This is a genomic window from Dyadobacter sp. CY312 (assembly GCF_021390535.1).
GTDB lineage: Bacteria > Bacteroidota > Bacteroidia > Cytophagales > Spirosomataceae > Dyadobacter.
This window is the reverse complement of record NZ_JAJUXG010000014.1, coordinates 235675-255000: the sequence shown is the minus strand read 5'-3', so window position 1 is coordinate 255000 and position 19326 is coordinate 235675. Positions and strand designations below refer to the sequence as shown.

Sequence of the window (19326 nt, the reverse complement as noted above, 5' to 3'; positions counted from 1 at the left end):
ACATTGTCAATTTGGCGGATTTAGACAATCAGGGCTGGTTTTCACTTATATTCTGATTAAACGTTACACATTCAAATCCAATTCTCGTTGGAGTGAATAATAGTTTTATGTGACAGTAGAAAATTTGCCTCATAATGTCCAAGTATTGTTTTTGTATTTTTAAGTACTATAAAGATTAATCAAATTATTGCTATCAATTTTAACTACAAATTGCCATCCCCTTTAAGCCCAGTAAATGCTGCGTCAATGATAGTACCTGCTCAAAATCCTGCTCCACAGTCCAGTCTATTGTCTTATGCAAATCCGTATTCAGCGGTCCCCAACGTTCCGGTTCACCGTCCATGCTGATGACAATACTTGGCGTGCGTACGGCAGAGGCGATATGGGAGACGCCTGTACAATTGCTGATCAGCAAACTTGCCGTCTTAATAAGCTGACCAATTTCGCCTAAATTCGTTTGCCCGGTGAGATCAATCGCAGGGTATTTCATCAATCCAATTACATGATTTGTAAGTGAAGCTTCTTCATAAGTTCCGGTAACGACCACCTTGAAACCCATGCCCGCGCAATAATCGGCCAGAAGTGCAAAGTGCGATGGCGGCCATTGTCTCCATGCACCGCGTGATCCCGGATGCACGCACACACAATCCCCATCAAGTAGAAATGGATGTTTGCTATATAAATTCTCCTTTTCAATATCCATAATGGGATATTCAAGTTCATTACCAAGCACTGGAATGCCTAGGTGTGAAATCAGTCGTAAATGCCTGTCTATTTCAGATATTCCTGTTGGATATTCAAGAAACAGGTCGTCATTCCGGTAATTTCCTTCTGAATGAAAGCCTGCAACCGAACCCGCCTGCAAATCTTCCAGCATGGCGTTTACGATGTTTCCGTTTCCCTGCATCTGCAATATCAGGTCAAATTTTTCAGATCGCATTTGCCTCACGAATTTTGCCCATTCAACTTCGTTAAATGGTTGTTCAGGCAATCCGGGAAATCCGGGAAAATGAATGAAACGGTTTATATACATCGAAAACCGACTGCAAAAGGAAGCTGCCCACGGCAATCCTAACAATGTAATTTCCGCGTCTGGATAAGCAGCCCGCAATGCCCTGAACGCAGGTACAGCGCACAGCATGTCACCCAGTTGTAATGCTCTGAAAATGGCAATCCGTCGGGTTGTTACAGGAGAAAATTTCATAGAAAAAATACTTTATACTTCCACGAACCACGAAGCGTCCAGTACACCGATAAGTAGGGGATAACCAGCGAGGTTACCACCATTTCGAGTCGGTGAGAAAAGGAACTGTCGGTGCCACGAAGGCGGTGAACTATGAATGAAGCGATCAATAAAGCCCAACCTGCCAGGCTGATCAGAAATATCGTTGTCGCACCAATCAGCAATGCACAAACGGAGACAAGGCTCAAAAAAATGATAAGATAATAACTCCAGACCGGACCGGATGAAATTCGTTTTTTGTAAAGGTCCGGATGTTTTTTAAAAAGCAGCGCGTTAAACATGCTTTTCCGCTGATCGGTGATGCTCACGCCCCAATGGGCTTCCCTCACCGGATGACATGTAATGGCATCGGGCACATGGATAATGTAAATGCCGCTACGTAAAAATTTGAACTGCAAATCGGAATCTTCCCGCCAGGCAATGGGAAATTCTTCATCGAAACCATTAACCATTGTAAGAGCTTCGCGGTTGCAGGCGCAATTAGCCGTAATAAATTCAGCGGTTGACAGGTTGGCTACATTCTTTTCGTAATCCGTAGGGAATGGGCGAACGGGAACATATACTTTTCCGGTAAAACAAACAGGTGAGTCTTTCTCATGCAGATTATAAGCGTTGTGATATGCTTGCAACCAGTCTGATTCAGGAATGCAGTCGTCATCGGTAAATACAATCAATTCACCTTCACTCATTCGCCAGCCAGCATTCCTGGCAGCAGCCGGACCTTGCTTTTTTGGTAAACTGTAAAACCGGGTGTGAGGGCCAAAATCGTTTTGCATCATTTCCTTTGCCAGAGCTTCCGTCAGTTCATCCGGCCCGTCGGACACGATGATCACTTCATAATCTTGTAAAGGAAATGTTTGAGCCTGGATAGCTTCCAATACTCGGCGCAGCAATGTTACGCGCCGGTAGGTCGGAATTACAATACTCAGTTTTGGCGGATGCATCACTTTTGAAGAATGAATGAATTAATGATCAATGCATCAAATGGTGAAGTCCAGAAACATTCAATGGCGTCGCGCGGTGAGCACACAATCGGTTCTCCACGGGTATTGAAAGAAGTATTGACAAGAACCGGAACGCCGGTAATTGCTTTAAATTCTTTGATCAATTCGTGGTATAAAGGGTGCTGATCCTTGTTGATCGTCTGCACACGGGCAGTGCCATCCGTATGTCGTACAGCTGGAATTTCGTTCGCCTTTTCGTCTTTAACCGGAAAAACAAAAAGCATAAACGGCGATACGCCTGCATTTTCAAACCAGTCGGAAACATCTTCTTCCAACGCTACCGGAGCAACCGGACGAAAATCCTCCCGGTCCTTGATATCATTGAGTCTCGCCTGCATGTCCGGGTGAATCGGCGATGCCAGAATGGACCTTGATCCAAGCGAACGCGGACCAAATTCCATCCGCCCCTGGTACCAGGCAATGATCTTGTCTTGAGCAAGAATTGCGGCTGTTTCCTTTGCCACATTGTAAAGTCGTTTGTATGGCATTTTTGGCCCAAATCATAAACTTTTCTATTTCCCCGTCGGTGTACTCAGGTCCCCAGTAAACGTGCTCCATCGGGGAAGTATATCGCTGATCCGGATTCAGTGCATTTTGTTGTACATCAATCCATTGTGCTGCACCAAGTGCTGTGCCGGAATCACCTGCTGCCGGTTGAACCCATACATTTTTAAAAGGCCCATGGTCACGAATGACGGCATTCATCACACAGTTTAGCGCGACACCACCCGCCATGCACAGGTTTTCTGCGTGGGTTTGATCATACAGCCAGTGAACCAGTTTCAATACGGTTTCTTCCAAAGCTTTCTGTAACGAATGCGCAATGTCGAAATGAAGCGCGTCAAACGGATCGTCCTTTGTTCTGCCCGGCCCCCAAAACGCAGCCGGATCAAAATCGTCAATGGTGTATTGTCCATCGTTTGCAACATGTATCACGGACCGGAAATCTTCCAGGTAAACGGGCTTGCCGTAAGATGCGAGCGCCATTACTTTATATTCATCCGACGAATGCAGAAAACCGAGGTATGTCGTTATTTTTTCATACAGCATGCCCAGCGAATGAGGCATGTTCACAGCGTCAATTTGTTTCAGCTCGTTTGTATCTCCAATGAAATATCCGGTAGTGGCCAGTTCTCCGCGACCATCAAGCGTCAGCACGGCAGCTTTGGTGAATGGCGAAGGAAAAAATGCACTTGCAGCATGCGCAATGTGATGGTTTACAAATTCCCATTTGTTAGCAACGTTACCGGCATTCACAAATCGTTTTTGCAAATGATGCGGATAACCGTCCCGAAGTTGATCAGGCGCTTTTCGTATGTAATTGAGAAAAAGTGTATCCCAGCTGTTACGCGCACCAACGGCGATAGCGGTATCAGATTCTTCGAAAAGTGCTTCCTCAAAAATAGTAGATTCCTGCACTCCATCCGGAGCAAATGAATAAGCGATCCTGTCCACGTCCTTCAATGTGATGCCCGCCGTTTTCAGGCAGTAATCAATCGCGTGAAAAGGAAGTTCCCAGGTTGAAAATGGGACCGGCCGCTTTCCATGTTTGATGTGCGTAAATCTTTCTTCTTCGGCGGCAGCGATAATTTTTCCGTCTTTGACCAAAGCAGCAGCGGTATCGTGAAACGCGGCGTTTATTCCCAGGATGTACATAAGCGAGTATCTGTTTGAATTGCAGGCGTGCAGTTACACAAGTATCATGCCAGTCGCAGATTAGATCCACATGGGAGTTTTATTAAAACGGGATGTGAATGAGAGGGCGTTTACATATAGTGAAAAAGATCTTAAAAACCGGGATATGGGATATTGAAATATTTTTGGCCACCAAATCATCTCGTGTAGCTTTTGGGTATTTTCTCTTTCATAATTAGACCAAAAAAAAATGGGCTATGCGCTGAGATAGAGACGTTTCCATATTCTTTTCAATAAATAACCGTAAAAGTCTGGTAATCAGGAGAGCGTTTCTGTATGTATGGCATATTTTTTTTACAAGTGCGCGTCTGTTCAGCGCAAATGTGGAAAATTATGAATGTAAATCGCAACGAAAAACCTCGGCTTAAAATACTGACCTGGCACGTACATGGAAGTTATCTGTACTACCTGTCGCAAGGTGATTATGACATTTTTATCCCGGTAAAAAGAGAAAAATCCGAGGGTTATTTTGGTCGAGGAGAAACCTTTCCATTTGGTCCGAACGTGATCGAAATACCCGCTGAGGAGGTAAGGAATGCAGAGTTCGACTGTATACTTTTCCAATCGGAGCGGAATTACCTGATTGATCAGCACGATATTCTGGCCGACTGGCAAAAGCAACTCCCGCGTGTGTACGTAGAGCACAATACACCCGAAAGGCACCCGACAAATTCACTTCATGTGATGACCGATCCGGCCGTCACTATGGTACATGTCACGCATTTCAACAAACTGATGTGGGATAATGGTGCGATCAGGAATATTCATGTGATCGAACATGGTGTTTGCATTCCTCTGGTGGCCTATCAGGGCGATATTCCGAGAGGTATTGTTGTGATCAACCACATTGAACAGCGGGGAAGAATTACCGGCTGGGACGTTTTTGACGAAGTACGAAAACACGTTCCGCTGGATCTGGTGGGTATGGGAACATTGCAGTCCGGCGGGCTGGGAGAGGTGCTCAATCCGCAATTGCCCGAGTTTATCAGCCACTACCGCTTTTTCTTCAATCCCATCCGACATACCAGTTTTGGTCTGGCCGTGTGCGAAGCCATGCTTACGGGTATGCCCGTGGTTGCGCTGGCCACCACGGAGTATGTCACTGTGATCAAAAACGGTGAATCGGGATTTATTGATACCAATATTTCCAAACTGATCGACAACATGCAAAAGCTGATTGAAGATCCTGCGCTGGCGAAAGCATTGGGTGAAAATGCAAGACAGATTGCACTTGATAAATTCGATATTGGCCGGTTTACCAGAGAATGGAAAGACATTATTCAACAAACGGTTCAGGGAAACTTTCACAATTATGAAAAGGAAAATAGCATTCATTAGTGAGCATGCGTCTCCACTGGCCGTTTTGGGCGGAGTAGATGCAGGAGGTCAAAATGTGTATGTGGCCGAGATCTGTAAAGCACTTGCCAAACAGGGTTATACCATTGATATTTTCACAAGAATGGACCGGCACGACCAGCCGCGCATCGTAAACTGGCTTCTCGACATTCGTGTTGTTCACATTCAAGCCGGTCCTGCCGACGAAGTTCCGAAGGAGCTTTTGCTTGATTACATGGATGAATTCACGAATGTGATGCTGCATTTTATAGTCGAATCCGGAACTCATTATGATCTGGTACATGCCAACTTTTTCATGTCAGGATTGGTGGCTTCACGTATCAAAATGCAGCTGGGTATTCCATATGTTATCACTTTTCATGCTCTGGGCAAAATCAGGATGTTGCATCAAAAAGATAAGGACGCATTCCCGGCTGCACGACTGGATATTGAGCAAATGATTGTGGATGACGCCGATAGCATTATCGCAGAATGCCCACAGGACAAGCAGGATCTGATCGAACATTATCAGGCCGATGCTGAAAAAATAACGATTATACCCTGCGGTTTCAGTGCGGAAGAATTTTACCCGCATGCAAAGGCAGAAGCACGACGCAAACTAGGCTTGGCGCAGCGCGAAACGGTATTATTGCAGCTTGGACGGATGGTGCCACGAAAAGGTATTGACAACGTAATCAGATCATTAAAATATCTAAAAGACATCCCCAGGCTACGGTTGCTGGTTGTGGGCGGATGTTCTGATGTTCCTGATTTTGAAAATGATAGTGAGCTTAAACGACTTTGGGAAGTTGCTGACGAATCGGGCGTTACCGATCTCGTTGAATTCACCGGTCGGCGTGATCGTGAGCAATTGAAATATTACTACCAGGCGGCGGACTTTTTCATTTCAACTCCCTGGTATGAACCATTTGGCATTACTCCTTTGGAGGCCATGGCTTGCGGCACGCCGGTGATCGGAGCAAATGTGGGAGGTATTAAATACACGGTCCGGCATCGTGAAACAGGTTTTCTGGTTCCGCCGCATGATCCGCAGGCCCTTGCTGGTGCCGTGCGCGAAGGAATATCCTGTCCTGACAAATACCGGCTGCTTTGCGAAAATGCATTGCATTGGGTGAATGAAAACTTTACCTGGGAATCGGTCGCCTGTGAAATGAGCAGGCTCTACGTACGGATGATTCACCCCCACCATGTCTTGCCGCGTTACCTGCTGCAATTGAAACGCTCCGAACAACGATCAAGACACCGCAGAACAACCAGCGCTAGCTATGTCACACCCTGATCAGCAGCTTCATAAAGCAATTTTCCTTGACAAAGACGGTACGCTCATCAAGGATGTACCATATAATGTCGATCCAAAACTGGTGGTTTTTGAGTCGGGCGTATTCGACGGGCTTCGCCGGATGCAGGATGAAGATTTTAAACTGATCATTATTTCAAACCAGCCGGGCATTGCACTGGGATATTTTTCCGAGCCAGACCTGGCTTTATTGATCCGGTATTTTGAAGAGAAATTTGCTGAAAATGATTTGCTTCTGTCAGGTTTTTACTATTGCCCACATTTGCCGGATACAAGTAGCAATGCATGTTCTTGCCGGAAACCGAAGCCCGGACTTATTCATAAAGCTGCTTCCGATCTAAACATTGACCTGTCTAATTCCTGGATGGTCGGCGATATACTGAACGACGTTGAAGCAGGAAACAAAGCAGGTTGCCGTACCATATTAATCGACAACGGAAATGAATCGGAATGGTTATCAGGAATTAATCGGGAGCCAGACTTTGCTGCAAAGGATTTTTTAGAAGCCACCAGATATATTGTTTCGCAAACGGTCCGCTGCTATGCATGAACACAACGCTTACAGAAATGTGCTCTGCGTGAGAGCCGACAACATGGGCGATGTGATCATGTCCTCTCCGGCAATGCGGGCGCTAAAAGAAACCTTCGGCAGCCACATTACATTACTCACATCCGCAGCAGGAGCAGTAATTACACCCTATCTGGATTGCGTGGACGATGTGATGATCACCGATTTGCCATGGGTAGGATCGGGAGGTTTGGATAAAGAGGGATTGTTAAAACTTACAGAGGAAATCAGAAGCAGGAATTTCGATGCGGCCGTCATATTTACCGTTTACAGCCAAAGTGCGTTGCCAACCGCCATGCTTTTATATATGGCAGGAATTCCGGTGCGGGTCGCGTATGCAAGGGAGAATCCATACGACTTACTCACTCACTGGATTCCCGACAGAGAACCGTACGAATGTATTTTGCACCAGGTTCAGCGGGATTTAAATCTGGTGAACCAGCTTGGAGCAGTAACCAGCAATGACCATTTGCTACTGAATTTGCAGCTTTCGTGTAAACACTTGTTTTATCAAAAGCTATATGATTTATTGCCTGATCCTCCCGGTACATCTTACATCGTTTTACACCCAGGCGTTTCAGAGGCGAAGCGTGAATATCCGGTTTCGCATTGGATTGAAATTGGAAAAATGATCGTTGCCGAATACGATATGCCGGTGCTGATATCCGGTTCAGCCAAAGAAATTGCACTGGCTGAAACCATTTCGAAAGCAATTGGACAACGGGCAATATGCACTGCGGGTGCATTTACGGTCGGCGAGTTTGTCTGTTTGATTGATGGCGCTCATGGCGTTGTTTCTGTCAATACTGGCACAATTCACGTAGCAGCAGCCACTCAAACTCCCATTGTTGTGCTCTACGCACAAACCAATCCGCAACATACGCCCTGGAAAAGTGAACACGAAATCCTTCCTTATTCTGTACCAAAACATTTACAAAGCCGAAATGCAATTATCAGCCATGTCGCTTCCAAATATTACAACCAAACATTACCTGTTCCTGAGCCGAATTGGGTTTTGGATACTTTCAAGATGCTTTTAGGCGAGGGAGAGTTAAAGAATCTGCCGGATTTTTTTTAGATGCTACAAATCAGTTTTTTTGTTCAACGAAATCAAAAAAATAATTTTGGGCTGAACTTCAATATTCATTACCGTCCACCGCAACTTATTCCTGCTGGTGGACGGTATCAGATATTTTAAAACCTACTTACTCTGTCCGTCATCCCGGATTTTTTGCAGGGCGGCCAGCTCTTTTACAATCTCGGGATGTTTACCGGCCAGGTTGTTTTTCTCGCCGATGTCACTTTTGAGATCATACAATTGAGGCGCTTCATCCGTGCCGGATTCAATATTGGTAAGACCCTGGACTTTGGGTCCTTTGGCGGGTTCGATGTACTTCCAGTTGTTTTTCACAAGTGAAAATGCGGCACCCTGTTCTACCAGTATCTCACATAGCCTGTCTATTTCGGAGATAAGGGGGCAGGCGTTTCGGAGCATATAGGGCCAAGCGTTTCGGGAATCATTGGGCCACTTTCCGTTTACAATATAGTAGTTTAAATTTAAGTACTCAACTGTTTTTTCTTTCTTAATGAATCTCCTTCTAGCTCAATGCGGTGGGAAGAAAAAACAATTCGATCTAAAATTGCGTCGGCATTATGTAAACATTAGCATAATGCTGATGCGATATTAGATCGATTAGTCCATACTTCATACCGGATCGAACTAAAAGGTGAAAGTTTAAGAAAAAAACGGTAAAATTGTCAGCCCATCAGAATCTCTCAGATCAAAACCTAAATTAAAGGGGGTCAGTATGCCCGGTACGGGGTCAGCATCAACGGAATATCCAACGATGTGACTTTGATAGGTATTTCCCTCGACGAGACCGATGCACTTCCCGTTATTCTCGAAAAGTTCAGTGCATTAAAAGAAGCAAATCAAACTGTTCTGACCTGGACGACAACCGAGGAGGCAAACGCGAGTCATTTTGACATCCAACGAAGTGGAAATGGTCAAACCTGGAACCAGATCGGAAGTAAATTGGCGGTAGGAAATAATAGAGGAAGCATTACTTATTTGACTACGGACGTCTCACCCCTGCTGGGCTTGAATTATTACAGATTAAAAATGGTTGATCAGGACGGCAGTTTCTCATTTAGCCATATACAGCATGTAGAGTTTGAGAATATAGGCGTGACTCTTTATCCAAACCCGGCCGTTGACGCGTTGTATGTAAAAGGTCTGAATACCGTAATTCCGATCGGGATATCAATAATCAATGCTAATGGTCAGGTGGTACTGAACTCCCGTTATTTATCCGAATCCGGAATAAACGTAAAAAAACTTCCCGGCGGAGTCTATACTGTCAGAGTTGAGCAAATCGGAGCCATACTGAAAACAACCAGGCTTATTATTGAGTGATTACACTTTGAAAGAAGGATTTTTGATACTAAATCTACAGGACCCGAATTTGTCCTGTAGACTTTATAAGTCACTTTATAAGTCACTTTATAAGTCAAGTTCGTCGGCAAATTGCCTCCCACCACTCCTTAAAAATTCATCTATGCTGGTCAATCAGAATGGGATTGCCGTCGAGATCCGTGAGCATGATGTAAGCCGGTCCATTTTCACCTTTTGGCGTTTCATTTAAAGGTATACCAGCGACCGAAAGTTGACTAGCAATTTTCCTGACGTCGGTAAATTCGTCCAGAGACTCTTTGTCCTGATTCCAGCCGGGGTTGAAAGTCAGCATGTTTTTGTCAAACATGCCCTGAAACAGTCCGATAACGGTTTGGCCGTTTTTCAACACGACCTAATTTTGATCAATGTTTCCGGCTCTTTGCTCAAAGCCCAGTTTTTCGTAAAATGCTTTGGATGCATGGATATCCTTCACTGTAAGACTGATGGAGAATGCTCCGAGTTGTAATTCGCTCATGTCTGTATTTTTTTTAGTTTATTTCTGCCTTTCTGAATTCCACAATACGTCTGATGAAATCAAGTGGAAGTGCGTCTGTTTCAGGGAACTGGATCACCGATTTACTTACTTTAAATCCCTTTAATTCAGTTTCAAAAAGCTTCAAAAATGTCGCGCTCCACGGACTGGAGAGTGTAATGTGCTTTGCAAATGCTGCATAGTAAATCAGGAAATTTTTACCGATTTTAAAAGCGGGAATCTGGTAGCTGATCACCTCATTGGCTTCCGGAGCAACAGTTTTGATAATTCCCCGAATTTGCTGCATTCTCGCCTGTATACCTTCCGTAAATGAATTGTGATACTCGTCGATATCCTGGTAGTCTGTTTTTGCCATGTCCGATTTATTTGGAAGAAAATACTTTGACTGCTATTTGTATTTATCATTTAGCCCCAGCCCCTGAAGGATCATAGGCTTAATCTTTTGTACACGCTTGGCTTTTGTGTTTTCCTGTTTCGCCTCTTGGATATATATACAATATTCTTTTTGTTTGCCTGGAGTTAAATTTTTGTATGCGGCTCTTAAAGATGCACCACGTTGCAGTTCATCTTCCAGTATAGCAGGCAGCGGCATCGGCGCAAATTTTTCAGGGATGATTTTTAAACCTTGCTTTTCTATTTCGATAGCTTCCAAAACATATTCCAATATTCTGTTTTCATCAACCTCAGCCATTGAACCGAAGCGCCACTGGCGAAGGGATTTTGTTTTTCCTTCCTGGGCGTTGACCAACACCTGATATGGATCTTTCAAAAAGACACCGTTGTAAAACCAGATTGTAAAGTAATTTTTAAACCCTCCATAGCTCACAACGTTCCTGCCCTCATATGTGAACACCTGTGCTCCCCATTTAATGGCCTTTTCCAACGGAGCCTTATTAAGAATATTTGCCACCACTCTTAGCTCTTCGCTCCAGACAATATCATTTTGCATGTCAGTATTTTTTACAATTACGAATTTAAACCCTTTGGGAATCTGTCTCCAACAAGATTCAGGGTAATATTGTATTCCAGCAATGCTTTCAATCCCGCAAGGACCAACGTAAAACCTTCCGTGGAATCTCTCACCATAGCCATTGCTTTTTCTATATCATCACCAATAATTGTATTTACTATGCACACAAATGTAGTATCTGCGCTCAGTTCCGAAAACGTCCATTCCACCGAAGTTAGGTCGTTATGATTTCCCCATTCGATCAATATCCTTTTGAAGGGTTCAATCGCCTTTACAGTAATCGGGATCGTCACATTATACATCTCCCAGGTCCATTCCACGGGCTGGGCTACTTCAAGCCGGCCCGTACTTTTTGTAAACCAGAATTTAGTTGTGATTTCCGGATTAATGAAAGCCTCAAAAACTTCACTAACTGGTTTTCGGATAAGCATTTCAGCTTTTGCAAATTGATTTGTTAAGGACATCGTTATGGTTTTGGGATGTATAATTAATAATGAACTAGGCCTGGTCACTTTCACTTTTGATTATTTCGTTCAATGAAATAAAAAGCATCCGAAAATAGATAGCTAATTTCCCTTACTTAGGTTAGTTAATGCCATGGGGTGTTTTCCTTGATTCCGAGTTTAGATGTTATTTTTTCATCTGAGTCTCATAGATATTGACCCATTCTTTCACACTTATTTTTTTCATTAATTCACCAATCAAATTATATGGGATATCATCTGGTTTCCTAAAGCGGATACAACTTTTTCCCATGTCCAGCTTTTGCTTGCAATGTTGGGGATATTCGGTGCGAAACCATGTCAGCAGTTCAGGATTGGCGTAGATACCCATGTGGTAAAAATTGATAGAGTTTTTTTGCGAAGCAATACCGGCAAAAGGAAGCGGCTCACTGGGTTTACAGTGATACCCGGCAGGATAAAGGGTATGTGGAACGACATAACCCAATCCTCCATAACTAATAGCCGCTTCAAAACCATCCGGCAGGTTCTTTACAATAACATCGTGTAGCCTGTTAAACGCCGCCGATCTATCCGTGGGTATATTGGCGAGCATTTCTTCTACTGTTGCTGCTGATACTTTCATATACTCTGTATTTTAAACGTTGCCGTTCGGTTAAACTCAATAAATGGCCTTGAAGGTCTTAGTCCTTTACAATACTCATTTAAACAATTCTGCTCCGGCTTATTGTCTGAGTATCTTTTCCATCTTTTTCCCCTTTGCCAGCTCATCAATCAACTTGTCCAGGTATCTGGCTTGTCTGGTGAGCGGGGTTTCAATTTCTTCTATCCGGTAACCGCAAATTAAGCCTGTTATCAGTGTGGCTTTGGGGTTCAGTTCGGCTCTCTCAAAGAATGTTTTGAAAGTGACTTTTTCATCAATGAGTTCCTGTAGTTTTTTAGTGTCAAACCCTGTCAGCCATTCCATGACCTGATGCAGTTCTTCTATGGTTCTGCCCTTGCTCTCTACTTTTGTTACATAGTGCGGGTATACAGAGGAAAATGTCATTTTTGCAATGCGTGCGTCGTGTTCTGGCGTTGTAACCATATCCTGAGTTGCGTTTATGAAATGAGTTATTCGTTGATAACCGGTTCGACAAGTTTAATCAACTTTTCTAATGACTCCTGCCATCCCAAATAGCAAAACTCTGCGGGGATCTGCTCCGGAATTCCTTCCTGAACAATGTGCATTTCTGTACCGCATATCACTTCTTTCAGCCATACGGTGGTTGTCATTTCACCGGGAAGATTAGGATCTTCAAACTTGTCAGAATACTTCAGGAGTTCATCGGGCTTGATTTCCAGATATTCACCCCCAAAAGAGTGGCTTTTCTCTGTAGTGAAATTGTGAAACGACATTCTGTAACGTCCACCTACCTTGAAGTCGATTTCATGTACCCTACACAAAAATCCATAAGGAGGTAGCCAGAACGACATAGCATCAGCGCTTGAAAATGCCCTGAATACCTTACTGACAGGTGCTTTTATTATTCTGTGAAATTTCACTGTACTAGTTGCCATAATCCGGTATGTTTTTGATGATTTTCAAATGTAATCAAACACCTCAAATGAGCTGTCATTGCTGATTGTTAAACTTCTGTATCAGAATTTATGCAAGGGCGCTTTTTCCTTGAATCAGCTCTCGCGTATATTTCTGTTGTTTTTACGGAAACGTGACCAAGGATATCCCGTATATATACCAGATTTACTCCAGCTTGCAGTAAGTGCATTGCCTTGCTGTGGCGAATCACATGAGGCGTCACAGCGCCTTTTACCATGTCTTTTACTCTTTGTTGAGCAAGCAACACATATTTTGACAGGATATGGCTGATTCCAGCCCGTGTCAATTTTTCTCTTCTGCTGTTACTGAATAGCGGATATTGGGCTGCGCGAGGTTCAAGAAGATCATTTTCCGCCATATAATCCCTAAGGAACCCTACCTGCGCGTCCATCAGAGGAACTATTCGTGATTTATTTCCTTTGCCCCGCAACCTTACCGTACACGGGCTGTCAAGACGTACCATGGCTGGCGTCAGGTCGATCATTTCCTGCACCCGGGCACCAGTATCATACATGATCGAGAGTAGTGCCAGATCCCTTCTGCCACGTTTCTGGGATAGATCAGGGCCATCCAGGATAGCCTTTATTGTATCCAGCGCGAGATATGTGACTGTTGGTGATGCCGTCTTTTTCAACGGAATGGAGAGGACCTGACCACATGCGTGTAAATACATCGGATCTTCGTATTGAAGATATTTGAAAAATGAGTGCAGGGCTGTTAACCGTGCATTCCTTGTAGAATCGCTGCACCCTCTTTCTGAGTGGAGCCAATCAAGGAAAGCCAGTATATTGTTCTTGGTTATATCCTTTATTTCAATCCTTTCGGCAGTAATGCCCTTTTCGCTTTTCATAAACGTTATCAGCAACATGAAGGTGTCCTTGTATGATAGCACCGTATTGGAACTAACCCCACGCTCTGCGGGGAGATACCGGGTCAGGAAGTCGGTCAGGTATTTGGGAAAGCCAGTACTTTTCATAACATTATTTTTTTAGGGAATACATAGCTGCAAACAGCATTTAAGTCTTGTAAAAGTCCGGGATGCATTTCAGATGTGAGCCTGACGTATTGCTCGGTGGCATCCAAAGACCGATGTCCCAGGCAAGCCGACAGTATAGGCAGTGCGTAGTTTAGATCTAGTCCATCGCCGGCCATTGTATCCAGTGCATGGACGCTGTAGGTATGGCGCAGATCATGCACGCGAGGGCCCATTCCCCTTCCCCAATGGGGGATCTCAGACTCACAAAGGATTCTCCTGAACCAATTGTAAACAGACTTTCTGGGGCATACTTCGCCATTGTGTGCACGGAAAAACGTATGTGCTGACAGCTTTGGGTATGCATATAGATCACGATGGATACGGTAGCCTTTGCACACATCAGCAAGCGAAGCCGAAATCGGTATACGGCGGTCACATCCGTTCTTGGCGCCTTTGATAAAAATGGTTTTATCATTTAAGTTTACATCTATATCCCTAAGCGCCAACGCCTCGCCTATACGCATACCGGTACCGTAAAGCACCCTGAAGAGTGCAGGGATGGCGCTAAGCGAGGTTTCATGGCGACTGCATTTTAACATCATCTTTTCGGATGCTGCAAAAATGGCTACTGCCTGCTGCCTTGAAAATATATAAGGTACATGGCTGCTTTGGACCCTTGGCAGCTTGGGGATATGGGATTTGTATCCCAACGTACATAGGAACTCACAGAGTTGGGCAACATGTGCAATCCGGACATATCTGGTACGTGGGGATTCATTAGGACGCGGCATCGCCCATTTGTCTGCCAGTTCCTTCGTAATGCCGACCGCAGATACGCTTTCGATCAAGACGAAGCGGTCAAAGAGGGAATAGCTGTATCCCATATCAACGCATTTATAACCAAGTCCTTTTTTCAGGCTGATGTACCGCTCCATAAACGGGGCGAAGATGCTTTGGTAGCTTTTCATAGTTTTTTCTGGTTTTTCTTTCCTGAAAAAAAGAAGTCGGTTACCTATCATAGAATGTGGGAGATACAAGGGGCACCTGTAATGCACAGGGTTCCATCGCCTTGGTGTCGATTCTCAGATAATGCCGTGTGGAATCCGTCGAGCTGTGTCCCAATGTCCCGGATATCACATGGATCGGGGTCTTTTGGTCGAGTAATTTCGCAACCAGGCTGTGCCGTAGTATGTGCGCCCCATGTTTTCTTGTGGACGTATCTATCCCTGCAAGGGTAAGGTAATGGCTGGTTATGGTGCTTACTGTAACATTGGTCAACTGGCCATATGGCGGAGTCAGACACAGAAAGACATACGGCTGATGGGATACCGGCCTGCCATGTTTGAGGTAGTCGATGATCGCATCGCCGATTTCTGAGGTTAGGGGTAACTCCAGATTCCGTCCGGTCTTTTTCTGGTCGAGTACAATCTGACACGAATCCCAACACAGATTAGCAAAAGTAAGACCCAGTATATCCGATGCCCTCAAGCCAAGCCGTGCACCAATCAGCATGAGGGCATAATCTCTTTTCCCTTTGGGATTCCCCCGGTCGATAACGGCCAGCAAGGACTGTATTTCCTCCCTAGAATAGACAGATGGTAATTTTGCCTGCCTGATATAATTGACTTTCGGGATAATGGCCGCTAAGTCGCGGGTATCCGGATAAATGCTATGCAGATGCTTTAGAAAATTCCTTATCACTCCGAACATCCCGTATTTAGTAGTTACGCTCGTGTCTTTCTGCGATTCCACGAAGGCCACTAGATCGGCCGGTGTGATTGAACCGGCCAGCCCGACTCCGTTCCCTTCCAGGAATACAAGCAAAACATGCAGATAAAGCTTGTTGGAAGCCAAAGTGCTTGGAGAAAACCCCGACTCCTGCCTGGACTTAATGAAGCTTTCCATAAGATTGCCGATATCACCCGTAAAATGGTGGCCTGGCCTTTTACGCTTCACTTGTACGGAGCCCTTCTCTTGAAACTCGGTAAGGTACTGGATCTTTCTGACAACCGATTTTTCATTACGGCTAAGCCCGGAATACGAAAACTGTCCGTAAAGATGTGCCAAAAAATCTTGGCCTACTCCTTTGTCATAGCTGTCCAAATTCGAAGCAGCCATGAATTTGGCTAGCTTACGCCATAAGGAGTTGTACTTATTTGCTGTGCTCGACGAAAAGGCCTGCGCTCGCAGATGCCTATTCGCTGCGATTATCAGCGGCTGAATTTTTATAATAGCTTCTGGCATTGCTGAACTTTTTAAATGATATGGGCAGTATTACCCAATACCAAAACGAAGAGTCCAGTTTATTATGTAAAGAATTCCATAGGTAAATGACCGCATATCAGCAACTTAAATAGGGAAACTTTGCATATTATTCTTCTTTACATATCGACGGGAATGAGCCATGCAATAGACCAAAAGAACATCAGGATGATTACCAAAGAGCTTTTCGTAGACGGCGTACCCATCAACCAGGAGTATACCAGCGTACCCTTCCAGCATCTGCTTAGGCCCACTTTGATCGCGGCCTTTCCGATAGTCAAACAGCGTCAGTTTGTCACAGGGGGCATTATATGTCCACATAAAGCCTTGATGGATACCATTTTTGTGATCTCTATCAAGCACTTTTAGAGGTGTTTCGTCGGCTTGCAAATACTTCTGATTGAGAACCAGTAGTTTTAAAAGCTCCCATAGGGGGGCCAGGTGCTGCCAACCCTTCATAATCCAATCAGAGGCGGTAGAAGCAGGAACATTTACTCCTAACCGCCTATATTTATCAATCTGACGGTGAAGCGGCAGGCCGAAAACATATTTGTCGACAACCATTTGGGCAATGACAGCTTCGGAAGGGATACCCTTTTGGATCACACGATCCGGAAGAGATCCGGTTATAATACCTTCGCCATTGGCACGGGCATATTTATAGCGGATGTACCGCTTTACAAAAAACTCAGCAGGAATCAGGTCCAGGACTTCAGTAACTTCTTCTCCAATTACAGTGCAGCCGGTAACGTCTTCTGTTGGTTCAATAATGATGATTTCACGGCGTAGGTTCTCAGGAAGCAGCATTCTCCCTGTTCCTTTTTCACGTTTTCTTGCGGGAGCTTTTTCCTTTACAATGTCGGCAGCTTGCTCTGAAAGTCCTTCTTGCTGCTGTTGGCTAGTTCCCAGCTCAAAGAGGTCGATTTGGTTCGCATCTCTGTGTACACCAGTTAACCTTTCATTCTTTTTGCCAAATATATACCGCTTATATTTATCAAGCTCAAAATTCAGTGCCTGGATCTGCTGATCCTTTTCGGATATTAATTCCAGCGACTTTTTATGTGCAGCAATCGCCTGCCGCTTCGGCCTTTAGATCATAAAGTAATTTATAGTCCGTCACCGTGTCTTCCATAACCCGAAGATACGGCTTAAAATGGGCCTATACAAGCCAATATGGCACTTTTTTCGCGAATTCCCCTTCTTGCTTTGTGACCTGATTTGGGTGCTGATAACGTTTTCTGAGGCGGACAGAATCCAGCATTACGCCCTGTAAAAGAAGTGTCAACTGATGGCTGGTGATGGCTATATCTTCTGACTTTGGCCATTCAAAAGTACCCTGTTCAAGCTTTTTGACATACATCGCAAACCCGTCCCGGTCCCACTGCAAGAGCCGGATCTGATTAAGTCGTTTACCTAAGAAAACGAAAACATCGCCGCTCGATGGATCAAAACCCAATTCATTCCGGACCAGGCCAGCAAGCGAGTAAATACCAAAACGCATATCCGTTGGGCTCCGATACAAAAAGTACCGGCAGCTGTGAGACAAAGCAAGCATACTAAAGAACGAGCTTCCTGATAAATGATGCGTCAAGAGAACCGAATAGTTCTATACGTGCTCCGGATGGAAACGTGATTGCTGCCAGTGCCCGTGGGTCTTGACAAAGCAACTCCGGTTGCGGAGCTGATATCTGACTAAACCCACGGGGCGGTGATATGGACGCATTCTTGCTACGGAATTTCTTAACCCAGTAATTGAATTTATGGTATCCCATACCATTCCGCTTGCAAAAAGCCTGTTTGCTTATCCCTTGCGACTGCCACTGATCGTACAGTTCACGCATTCTTTCTGTCTCATTCTTCATGAGGCAAGATTACCCAATATCCAGATCCGTTCAAATATGGTGTTTATCGGACGGATACATTGTATTTTGATACACATTTTTCAAACTCATATCGGTCAATAAAATGCAAAAGCTGAGCAAAAACGTACTTTCCTGAATTCATAGCCTCGTGTTAAGCCACAAAGCTAAATGTCAAATCAAATCAAAAAATCAAAGAGCGATTGTAATTAATTTATATACAACGTGTTATAAGTAATTTTAAAAAGTTAACGCATCACTAGTAATAAGCAATAATTAACTGAATACCTGTTCAACAACCTTGCTATAACGTTACAAGATCCCGGCAGGAATTGTAACACCGTAGGAAATAACAATTGTCACACAGGAAACTCATGGATGAATAAATTGTCTAATTTTGACTTTGTTAGTAATTTGCGATTTACTCCCTAAAACATGTCAAAACGCACTGAATTTCTAAAACCTCACCTAGTCGACTTGCTACTTGAAGACTACAAACAGAGAACAGTATTCAAGGAATTGAAAAGTTTGGGAATTGATTTAACAAATATTCGAGTCAATAATTATGATATTGTTCTTGATATTATAGGATTTCCTCGGGACAATTCTGGGGAATACAATTTATATCCTTTTTCACATCCTGGTCAAGAGAAACAGACTGGTAAAAAAGAAATTGATGAGGGTTTTTTCTCGCGAGACTGGCTTTGGGACAAAAATTACGAGGTCGGTACAGCTCTTATTGAAATCCAAGATATCGAGATAACCGAAAAAGGTCTACTGATTAAGCCTGTATCTAGTGATCTAAAAGAGAAGGAGGAGCTTAATAAGCTGGTCGATTGGCTATTTGAACAATGGGATGCCTACCAATCGGGAATCTCTAACAAGCCCTTATAACGCTAAATATCGGAGAATGCGGAGCCCTTGACTACCCCAATTCGAGAATTATAGTCATTTTATTTTGGGTCGAATTGACCAGTATAAATAACTGACTGGTAGCAAGTGTTACTCAAATCTGCCATGGAATCTAGTGGTCAAGCCATCCGAATAGTTCATTCCATATTGTGTTTTTCCAGGACCGCCCATTTGG

General features: G+C 44.2%; 27 protein-coding genes and 2 pseudogenes. 7 read left to right on the top strand and 22 right to left on the bottom strand.

The window, feature by feature from the left end; translation table 11 throughout:
* Nucleotides 1-199 precede the first annotated feature (199 nt).
* From LZG71_RS20855 to LZG71_RS20840, 4 genes are read right to left on the bottom strand one after another with little or no spacing between them, the layout of a single operon-like run.
* Nucleotides 200-1204: a glycosyltransferase family 9 protein gene (locus LZG71_RS20855; protein WP_233823649.1), complete on the bottom strand. Its 1005-nt coding sequence runs from the start codon at nt 1202-1204 to the stop codon at nt 200-202.
* Nucleotides 1201-2187 carry a glycosyltransferase family 2 protein gene (locus tag LZG71_RS20850; protein WP_233823647.1) on the bottom strand — a complete coding sequence of 329 codons (987 nt, stop codon included), beginning with the start codon at nt 2185-2187 and terminating at the stop codon, nt 1201-1203. The genes LZG71_RS20855 and LZG71_RS20850 overlap by 4 nt, the downstream gene beginning before the upstream one ends.
* Nucleotides 2187-2648, bottom strand: a complete 462-nt coding sequence (locus LZG71_RS20845; protein WP_233823645.1) for a carbamoyltransferase C-terminal domain-containing protein — start codon at nt 2646-2648, stop codon at nt 2187-2189. The genes LZG71_RS20850 and LZG71_RS20845 overlap by 1 nt, the downstream gene beginning before the upstream one ends.
* Complete coding sequence (locus LZG71_RS20840; RefSeq protein ID WP_233823643.1) at nt 2566-3903, bottom strand: carbamoyltransferase N-terminal domain-containing protein; 1338 nt, start codon at nt 3901-3903, stop codon at nt 2566-2568. The genes LZG71_RS20845 and LZG71_RS20840 overlap by 83 nt, the downstream gene beginning before the upstream one ends.
* Before the next feature lie 372 nt (nt 3904-4275).
* Here LZG71_RS20840 and LZG71_RS20835 point away from each other — a divergent pair, with 372 nt between their 5' ends.
* Genes LZG71_RS20835 through LZG71_RS20820 form a run of 4 tightly spaced genes read left to right on the top strand, consistent with a single transcriptional unit; the run spans nt 4276 to nt 8241 of the window.
* Nucleotides 4276-5280 carry a glycosyltransferase family 4 protein gene (locus LZG71_RS20835; protein WP_233823641.1) on the top strand — a complete coding sequence of 335 codons (1005 nt, stop codon included), beginning with the start codon at nt 4276-4278 and terminating at the stop codon, nt 5278-5280.
* Nucleotides 5255-6577, top strand: coding sequence for a glycosyltransferase (locus LZG71_RS20830; protein WP_233823639.1), 1323 nt, complete (start codon nt 5255-5257; stop codon nt 6575-6577). Before LZG71_RS20835 ends, LZG71_RS20830 begins: the two co-directional genes overlap by 26 nt.
* Nucleotides 6564-7145 (top strand): HAD-IIIA family hydrolase, encoded by a 582-nt coding sequence (locus LZG71_RS20825; protein ID WP_233823637.1) that lies wholly within the window; start codon nt 6564-6566, stop codon nt 7143-7145. Before LZG71_RS20830 ends, LZG71_RS20825 begins: the two co-directional genes overlap by 14 nt.
* Nucleotides 7138-8241: a glycosyltransferase family 9 protein gene (locus LZG71_RS20820; protein WP_233823635.1), complete on the top strand. Its 1104-nt coding sequence runs from the start codon at nt 7138-7140 to the stop codon at nt 8239-8241. Before LZG71_RS20825 ends, LZG71_RS20820 begins: the two co-directional genes overlap by 8 nt.
* Before the next feature lie 123 nt (nt 8242-8364).
* Here LZG71_RS20820 and LZG71_RS20815 read toward each other — a convergent pair whose 3' ends face one another.
* A complete protein-coding gene (locus LZG71_RS20815; RefSeq protein ID WP_233823633.1) occupies nt 8365-8658 on the bottom strand; it encodes a hypothetical protein in 294 nt (97 codons plus the stop codon).
* Nucleotides 8659-8720: 62 nt separating this feature from the next.
* Entirely contained in the window at nt 8721-8804 is an 84-nt protein-coding gene (locus LZG71_RS20810) for a hypothetical protein (RefSeq protein WP_310587773.1), read from the bottom strand.
* Between the two features lie 31 nt (nt 8805-8835).
* Between LZG71_RS20810 and LZG71_RS20805 the strand changes: the two are divergent.
* Both LZG71_RS20805 and LZG71_RS20800 read left to right on the top strand, forming a co-directional pair.
* Nucleotides 8836-8916: pseudogene (locus LZG71_RS20805) on the top strand (ATP-binding protein); the annotation flags it as partial.
* A gap of 102 nt (nt 8917-9018) precedes the next feature.
* Nucleotides 9019-9579 (top strand): T9SS type A sorting domain-containing protein, encoded by a 561-nt coding sequence (locus LZG71_RS20800; protein ID WP_233823631.1) that lies wholly within the window; start codon nt 9019-9021, stop codon nt 9577-9579.
* A gap of 136 nt (nt 9580-9715) precedes the next feature.
* Here the strand turns inward: LZG71_RS20800 and LZG71_RS20795 are convergent, their stop codons facing one another.
* The 16 genes and pseudogenes from LZG71_RS20795 to LZG71_RS20725 form a co-directional block, all read right to left on the bottom strand.
* Nucleotides 9716-9964, bottom strand: coding sequence for a hypothetical protein (locus LZG71_RS20795; protein WP_310587770.1), 249 nt, complete (start codon nt 9962-9964; stop codon nt 9716-9718).
* A 6-nt stretch (nt 9965-9970) separates the two neighbouring features.
* The gene (locus LZG71_RS30625) at nt 9971-10093 is read right to left on the bottom strand and encodes a hypothetical protein (protein WP_310587769.1); all 123 of its coding nucleotides are present in this window, start codon (nt 10091-10093) and stop codon (nt 9971-9973) included.
* A gap of 13 nt (nt 10094-10106) precedes the next feature.
* The gene (locus tag LZG71_RS20790; protein ID WP_233823629.1) at nt 10107-10466 is read right to left on the bottom strand and encodes an iron chaperone; all 360 of its coding nucleotides are present in this window, start codon (nt 10464-10466) and stop codon (nt 10107-10109) included.
* Between the two features lie 33 nt (nt 10467-10499).
* Nucleotides 10500-11060, bottom strand: a complete 561-nt coding sequence (locus LZG71_RS20785) for a YdeI family protein (RefSeq protein ID WP_233823627.1) — start codon at nt 11058-11060, stop codon at nt 10500-10502.
* Nucleotides 11061-11077: 17 nt separating this feature from the next.
* The gene (locus tag LZG71_RS20780; RefSeq protein WP_233823625.1) at nt 11078-11545 is read right to left on the bottom strand and encodes an SRPBCC family protein; all 468 of its coding nucleotides are present in this window, start codon (nt 11543-11545) and stop codon (nt 11078-11080) included.
* 166 nt (nt 11546-11711) lie between these two features.
* A complete protein-coding gene (locus tag LZG71_RS20775) occupies nt 11712-12167 on the bottom strand; it encodes a DUF1801 domain-containing protein (protein ID WP_233823623.1) in 456 nt (151 codons plus the stop codon).
* 99 nt (nt 12168-12266) lie between these two features.
* Nucleotides 12267-12629, bottom strand: coding sequence for a DUF2200 domain-containing protein (locus LZG71_RS20770; RefSeq protein ID WP_233823621.1), 363 nt, complete (start codon nt 12627-12629; stop codon nt 12267-12269).
* Nucleotides 12630-12655: 26 nt separating this feature from the next.
* Entirely contained in the window at nt 12656-13102 is a 447-nt protein-coding gene (locus LZG71_RS20765) for an SRPBCC family protein (protein ID WP_233823619.1), read from the bottom strand.
* 68 nt (nt 13103-13170) lie between these two features.
* A complete protein-coding gene (locus LZG71_RS20760) occupies nt 13171-14118 on the bottom strand; it encodes a site-specific integrase (RefSeq protein ID WP_233823617.1) in 948 nt (315 codons plus the stop codon).
* Nucleotides 14115-15137: a tyrosine-type recombinase/integrase gene (locus LZG71_RS20755; protein ID WP_233823615.1), complete on the bottom strand. Its 1023-nt coding sequence runs from the start codon at nt 15135-15137 to the stop codon at nt 14115-14117. Before LZG71_RS20755 ends, LZG71_RS20760 begins: the two co-directional genes overlap by 4 nt.
* Nucleotides 15127-16362, bottom strand: a complete 1236-nt coding sequence (locus LZG71_RS20750; RefSeq protein ID WP_233823613.1) for a site-specific integrase — start codon at nt 16360-16362, stop codon at nt 15127-15129. The genes LZG71_RS20755 and LZG71_RS20750 overlap by 11 nt, the downstream gene beginning before the upstream one ends.
* A 105-nt stretch (nt 16363-16467) precedes the next feature.
* Nucleotides 16468-17187 carry an IS66 family transposase gene (tnpC, locus tag LZG71_RS20745; RefSeq protein ID WP_233823611.1) on the bottom strand — a complete coding sequence of 240 codons (720 nt, stop codon included), beginning with the start codon at nt 17185-17187 and terminating at the stop codon, nt 16468-16470.
* A gap of 24 nt (nt 17188-17211) precedes the next feature.
* Nucleotides 17212-17358, bottom strand: a pseudogene (locus tag LZG71_RS20740) (hypothetical protein); the annotation flags it as partial.
* Between the two features lie 181 nt (nt 17359-17539).
* Nucleotides 17540-17935, bottom strand: coding sequence for an IS66 family insertion sequence element accessory protein TnpB (gene tnpB / locus LZG71_RS20735; protein ID WP_255713137.1), 396 nt, complete (start codon nt 17933-17935; stop codon nt 17540-17542).
* A gap of 1 nt (nt 17936) precedes the next feature.
* Nucleotides 17937-18242, bottom strand: a complete 306-nt coding sequence (gene tnpA / locus LZG71_RS20730; RefSeq protein WP_233823608.1) for an IS66 family insertion sequence element accessory protein TnpA — start codon at nt 18240-18242, stop codon at nt 17937-17939.
* Nucleotides 18243-18285: 43 nt separating this feature from the next.
* Entirely contained in the window at nt 18286-18384 is a 99-nt protein-coding gene (locus tag LZG71_RS20725; protein WP_233823605.1) for a DUF4372 domain-containing protein, read from the bottom strand.
* Between the two features lie 290 nt (nt 18385-18674).
* Here LZG71_RS20725 and LZG71_RS20720 point away from each other — a divergent pair, with 290 nt between their 5' ends.
* Nucleotides 18675-19133 (top strand): hypothetical protein, encoded by a 459-nt coding sequence (locus LZG71_RS20720; RefSeq protein WP_233823603.1) that lies wholly within the window; start codon nt 18675-18677, stop codon nt 19131-19133.
* The last annotated feature ends 193 nt before the right edge of the window (nt 19134-19326 follow it).